Genomic DNA, 4,862 nt, shown 5'->3' on the forward strand with positions numbered 1-4,862 from the left:
AAGCGCCGCCACAACAAACCCGGCGGGAAACCCGAGCACGGCCGGCACGCCCCACTGCGTGAAGAAAGCGGTGACGTAGGCGCCGATACCGAAAAAAGCCGTATGGCCGAGCGACCACATCCCTCCCGATCCGCCTAACAAGATCCAGCTTTGCGCCACCACCGACCAGATCATGATCGAAATGCCAAGATCCATAAAATATCGGTTAGAGGAATAGAGGAAGGGAAAGACGATCGCTGCTATTAATGCCACCAAGATAACCATCGTTCGGATGCTTTTCAGATTCATATTTTACCCCCCATGATCCCTTGCGGCCGAAAAACGACGATGGCGAGAAAGACTAGGAAAATGACGACATAGTTCAATTCGGGAGAAAGGTAGATCGGCGTGGCATTTTGTACGAAAGCGACAATAAAAGATCCAATGATCGTTCCCGTTAAATTGCCTAATCCCCCGAGCACGACTGCGGTGAAGGCAATGATGACAAAAGGCAAGCCTCCTGTTGGCGTGATCGTGTAGTAGGTCGTGATAATTCCGCCTGCGGCGCCAGTCAACATGAAGCCGATACTCAAGGCGATGAAGTAAATACGCGACTGGTTAATCCCTACGATTCCGGCAGCGGTCGGATTGTCGGCGACCGCCCGGATTTTCGTGCCGAGCGACGTTTTGTACAAGATGAAAAAGGTGAGTGCGACCAAGATAACCGACAATACAGCCGCATACAAATAGGCTTCGTTGATTTGAACCGGACCGATTTTCAAAAATCCGATCGTCGTGTTCATCGTATGGGATTCCGGTCCAAAAATGATCATAATTAAGTTTTCGAGAATGATGCTGAAGCCGATCAGCGCAAAGATTTGCCGCATCGAATCGCTTCCCGGGATAAACTGCAAATACCCGTAATATAAAATAATCCCGACGACCATCAAGACGAGAATCGCCAAAATGATCGAGATAAAAGGCGGGCCGCCAATGACCGACCAACTAAAATACGTGATGTAGCTGCCCAGGATCAAAAGTCCGCCTTGGGCGAAGTTGACGATGTCTAAAATTCCAAAAATCAAAGACAACCCGAGGGCGACGATCACATAGACAAACCCTAACATGAGCGAATTGACGAGGACTTGAAGAATCGTTTCCAAAGGACCACCTACTTTAAATAGTAATCGGCCAATTCCGAAGTCGTTACGCTTGTTGAATCGCCGGAATACAACACCCTTCCTTCGTTCACGACGGTCACGTAGGAACAGACGGAGAGGGCCAGTTCAGAAGATTGCTCGACGAGTAAAATGGACAGCCCGTCCGCCAGCAAGGTCGGAATGACTTCATAGATTTGTTCGACGATGATCGGTGCCAGCCCTAACGAAGGTTCATCAATCAACAGCACTTTCGGCTCCATCATCAACGCGCGGGCAATCGCAAGCATTTGCTGTTCCCCGCCGCTTAAGCTTCCGGCTTTTTGTGAGCTCCGTTCTTGCAACTTCGGAAACAGCTGAAACACCTTTCCCAACAAGGCCTGCGTTTTGTCTTTCGCGAAACGCATCGAATACGTCGGCAAAAGCAGATTTTCCATGATGGACATCGAAGCAAACGGCCAACGGCCTTCCGGAATCATCGAAATCCCCATTCTCGACAAATCGTGCGACTTCTTCCCGGTCACGTTTTCGCCTTGAAACGTCATTTCCCCTTTTACGACCGGCATGACGCCGGATAAGGCTTTGATGAGGGTCGTTTTCCCGGCACCGTTCGGACCGATCAGCGCGACTGACTTTCCTTCCGGCACGCTGATGCTCATATCCTTTACCGCGACAACTTCTCCATATTGAATCTGAAGATTCTTCGCTTCCAAAAGCGTTTCCAATGCCTCTTCACCTCCTGCCGAGTCACGACGATTGAGAAATGGATACATGCGGGCAGTTTCCCGCATGTATCCGGTGTAACCCGGTTCCTGGCCAATTATTTTTCGAAGTTAAAGATCGGTTTCGTAGAAGACGCGTTTGTCGGATAGATGGTCCGCGGTTTTCCGTCGATCCATTCAATCAATACCGGTTCGACATCTTTGTTCATGCCGGTTTCGTCAAAGCTGACGTGGCCGCCGGTCATGATCGAGTCGATGCTAACTTGCGATAAAGCGTCTCTTACTTTTTCATGATCGGTCGTTCCCGCTTTTTCAAGCGCTGCTTTCAAAGCGTATACCATTGCGTAGTCTTCGCCGGCTTCTTGCGGCGCAAACGGTTCTTTATACTTTTCTACATACTTTTGATTGAACTCTTTCGCTCCGGGATACGGGAAGTCCCAGTTCCATCCGGCTGTTGCGAACGAACCATTGCCGGCGTCTCCCGTGGCTTCGTTAAATTGGCTGAGCACATAACCCGCACCGCTTCCAAGGAAGGTTCCTTTATAGCCCATGCCGCGAAGCGTTTTCATGATTAAGCTTAAGTCAGACAATGCACCCGCAGCATAGATCAAATCCGGATCGGCGTTTAAAATTTTCGTGCTGATCGCCGTAGCATCCGTCAAACCAGGCTTGTAGTATTCTTCGACCGGAACGTTAACCCCGTTTTCACGGAATTTCTTCGCAGTCGTTTGACCTACGGTCTTGTTCGAGGACTGGTTGTCCGAAAGAACCGCCATCGTTTTGATCTCGTAATTGTTTTCCTTCGCGGCTTTCAATAAGTAATCGACCGAAAGTTCACCCATTTTACTTGCTTTCGCCGGGAATTGGAACACGTATTTATAGCCTCTCGCCGTAATTTCATCCGTGAAAGATTGCGACAGCAGCGGGATTTTCGCTTGTTCCGTAACCGTGCTTCCGGCAAGGGTATAAGAGCTTGCCCAAAGACCGATCATCGCCGTTAAGTCAGGGTTTTCTTGAATCACTCGACGGGCAACCGACGCGGCATGACTTGGATCGGAGCTTCCCGTGTCCGCCGTAACGAGCTTAAATTTCGCTCCGCCGAGCGATTTAATTCCGCCATTCGCATTGATTTCCTCAACGGCCATTTCCGTGCCTTTAATGACGTTTTGGCCGTTAATGGCATACGCACCGCTTAAAGGCGCAAGCGCGGCAATTTTTACATACTCCACTTTCTTGTCACCAGACCCTGATCCGTCGGATTTACCGACAGGGCTTTTCACGTTTCCACTGCAAGCCGTTGCCAACACAACTACAAAACAGAGCAGCAACATCAACAACATTTTTTTCTTCTGTTTCAAAATAACCGACACCCTTTCACATTTTAAATTGTGGTCTTGTCTTTCCCAGCTACTTTTTACGTCGGCCAAGATAAGCTTCAATGACTTGCTCTGAAGCGAGAATGTCGTTCGTTTCGCCTTCGGCGATTAATTGGCCTTGGTTTAGCACATACAATTTGGTCGCCAGCTTCCGCAATGCGCTCAACACATGTTCCACCATGATTATTTTCATCTTCGGGGCAAAGTGTGTTTTCAATAAATCCACAAGCCAATCGACTTCTTTTTCGTTTAAGCCTTCGAATAATTCATCCGACAGCAAAACTTTAGGTTCGGTCATCAAAGCTTTCGCTAGTTCAAGTCTTTTCCGACCAGCCAAGTTCAACTGGCCGGGCGTCGACTGCGCATGGTTCTCTAAATCGAGAAGCTTCAGCAATTCCTTCGCCTTCGCGCGTGCTTCTTTCAAAGGACTGACGCATAAACCGCTCGTAAAGATGTTTTCTTCGACCGTCATTTCAATGAACGGCCGCGGAATTTGAAACGTACGGCCGACACCCATTCGACAGGCTTTTACGGGACTCAAACTTCTCATCGGTTTGTCGAATAATTCGATTTCTCCTTCCGTCGGTCGAATTTCACCGGCAATGACGGATAAGAAGGTGGATTTTCCGGCGCCGTTCGGCCCAATAATGCCGCAAATTTCCGGGCTGTCGTCAATCGACAAGGTCACATTGTCCAGCGCACGAATCGCACCGAATTGGACGCCCAAACCCATCGTTTTGATCATCTGCATCACCTCTTTCATACCGCGTGCGACTTAAGAAATTTTGACAACGATCCCTTCAAGATCGGGAGAAACTGCCGGGAAGCGTTTGATGACTTCGGGATCATGGCCGGGTACTATGATCGTATCGGCGTCACTTGCCGCCCGAACCCGGTCGAATGCTTCATACATGCCGGCCAAATCGTGCACGACCGTGAACGGACGATCTTCTTCGAGATTTTTATAAAAATGACTGACATCAGAGGTAAGAATGACTGGCCCGTTCTTCGTTGCGACTTTTACAAATTGCAAGCCGGCGGAATGGCCGCCCGCCTGATGAACGGTCAAACCGGGAAGAATTTCCTTAACGCCGGAAACAAACTGCACGCGGCCCTCGAAGTTCTCTGTGACCATGTGCACGACATCACTGACTTCCACGGTGTGTTTAAATTGCGGCCGGGAAGCAAATTTCCCTGTCCAAAACGCCATTTCCGCTTCTTGCACGACAAAATTCGCTTTTGGGAACTTCTCCAAATTCCCAATATGGTCATAATGCATGTGAGTAATGATGACGTAAGGCACTTCGTCTGCCTTCACCCCAATCGTCTCAAGCGTCTTGACGGGGCAGCGAAGGAACTCCCGTTTCCTTTGCTTGGCAACCTCTTCGTTAAACCCCGCGTCAATCACTACCGTGTGCTGCTCAGATTTTACCGCCCAAACGAAGTAGTCCATCGGCATGGAATAGTCTTCGTGCGGATCCGGGTTTCCGTGAAAATGGTCACTCGCCTTAGCTTCTCTAGTGGCGTATTTAATGGCGTACACTTCATACGTTTGGCGCATTATGGCATCCCCCCTTATAAAATCAAAATGTTGATCACTTGCTGGCTTCTTCGAGCACAGGTTTGAA

Annotated in this window: 6 protein-coding genes; all 6 read right to left on the reverse strand. The window is 49.3% G+C overall.

What is annotated here, in order from left to right:
• Positions 1 to 288 (reverse strand): hypothetical protein (locus tag VFK44_06325; protein ID HET7627990.1); only part of this gene is annotated, 288 nt, incomplete at its 3' end.
• Positions 285 to 1,142 (reverse strand): branched-chain amino acid ABC transporter permease, encoded by an 858-nt coding sequence (locus tag VFK44_06330; GenBank protein ID HET7627991.1) that lies wholly within the window; start codon positions 1,140 to 1,142, stop codon positions 285 to 287. The genes VFK44_06330 and VFK44_06325, both read right to left, overlap by 4 nt.
• 8 nt (positions 1,143 to 1,150) lie before the next feature.
• Positions 1,151 to 1,861: an ABC transporter ATP-binding protein gene (locus VFK44_06335; GenBank protein ID HET7627992.1), complete on the reverse strand. Its 711-nt coding sequence runs from the start codon at positions 1,859 to 1,861 to the stop codon at positions 1,151 to 1,153.
• Positions 1,862 to 1,956: 95 nt separating this feature from the next.
• Positions 1,957 to 3,216 carry an ABC transporter substrate-binding protein gene (locus VFK44_06340; GenBank protein ID HET7627993.1) on the reverse strand — a complete coding sequence of 420 codons (1,260 nt, stop codon included), beginning with the start codon at positions 3,214 to 3,216 and terminating at the stop codon, positions 1,957 to 1,959.
• Between the two features lie 49 nt (positions 3,217 to 3,265).
• The gene (locus tag VFK44_06345; GenBank protein HET7627994.1) at positions 3,266 to 3,979 is read right to left on the reverse strand and encodes an ATP-binding cassette domain-containing protein; all 714 of its coding nucleotides are present in this window, start codon (positions 3,977 to 3,979) and stop codon (positions 3,266 to 3,268) included.
• A 30-nt stretch (positions 3,980 to 4,009) separates the two neighbouring features.
• Positions 4,010 to 4,795 carry an N-acyl homoserine lactonase family protein gene (locus VFK44_06350; protein HET7627995.1) on the reverse strand — a complete coding sequence of 262 codons (786 nt, stop codon included), beginning with the start codon at positions 4,793 to 4,795 and terminating at the stop codon, positions 4,010 to 4,012.
• Between the last annotated feature and the right edge of the window lie 67 nt (positions 4,796 to 4,862).

It is taken from the genome of Bacillales bacterium (assembly GCA_035700025.1).
In the GTDB taxonomy this organism is placed as follows: Bacteria; Bacillota; Bacilli; order Bacillales; family DASSOY01; genus DASSOY01.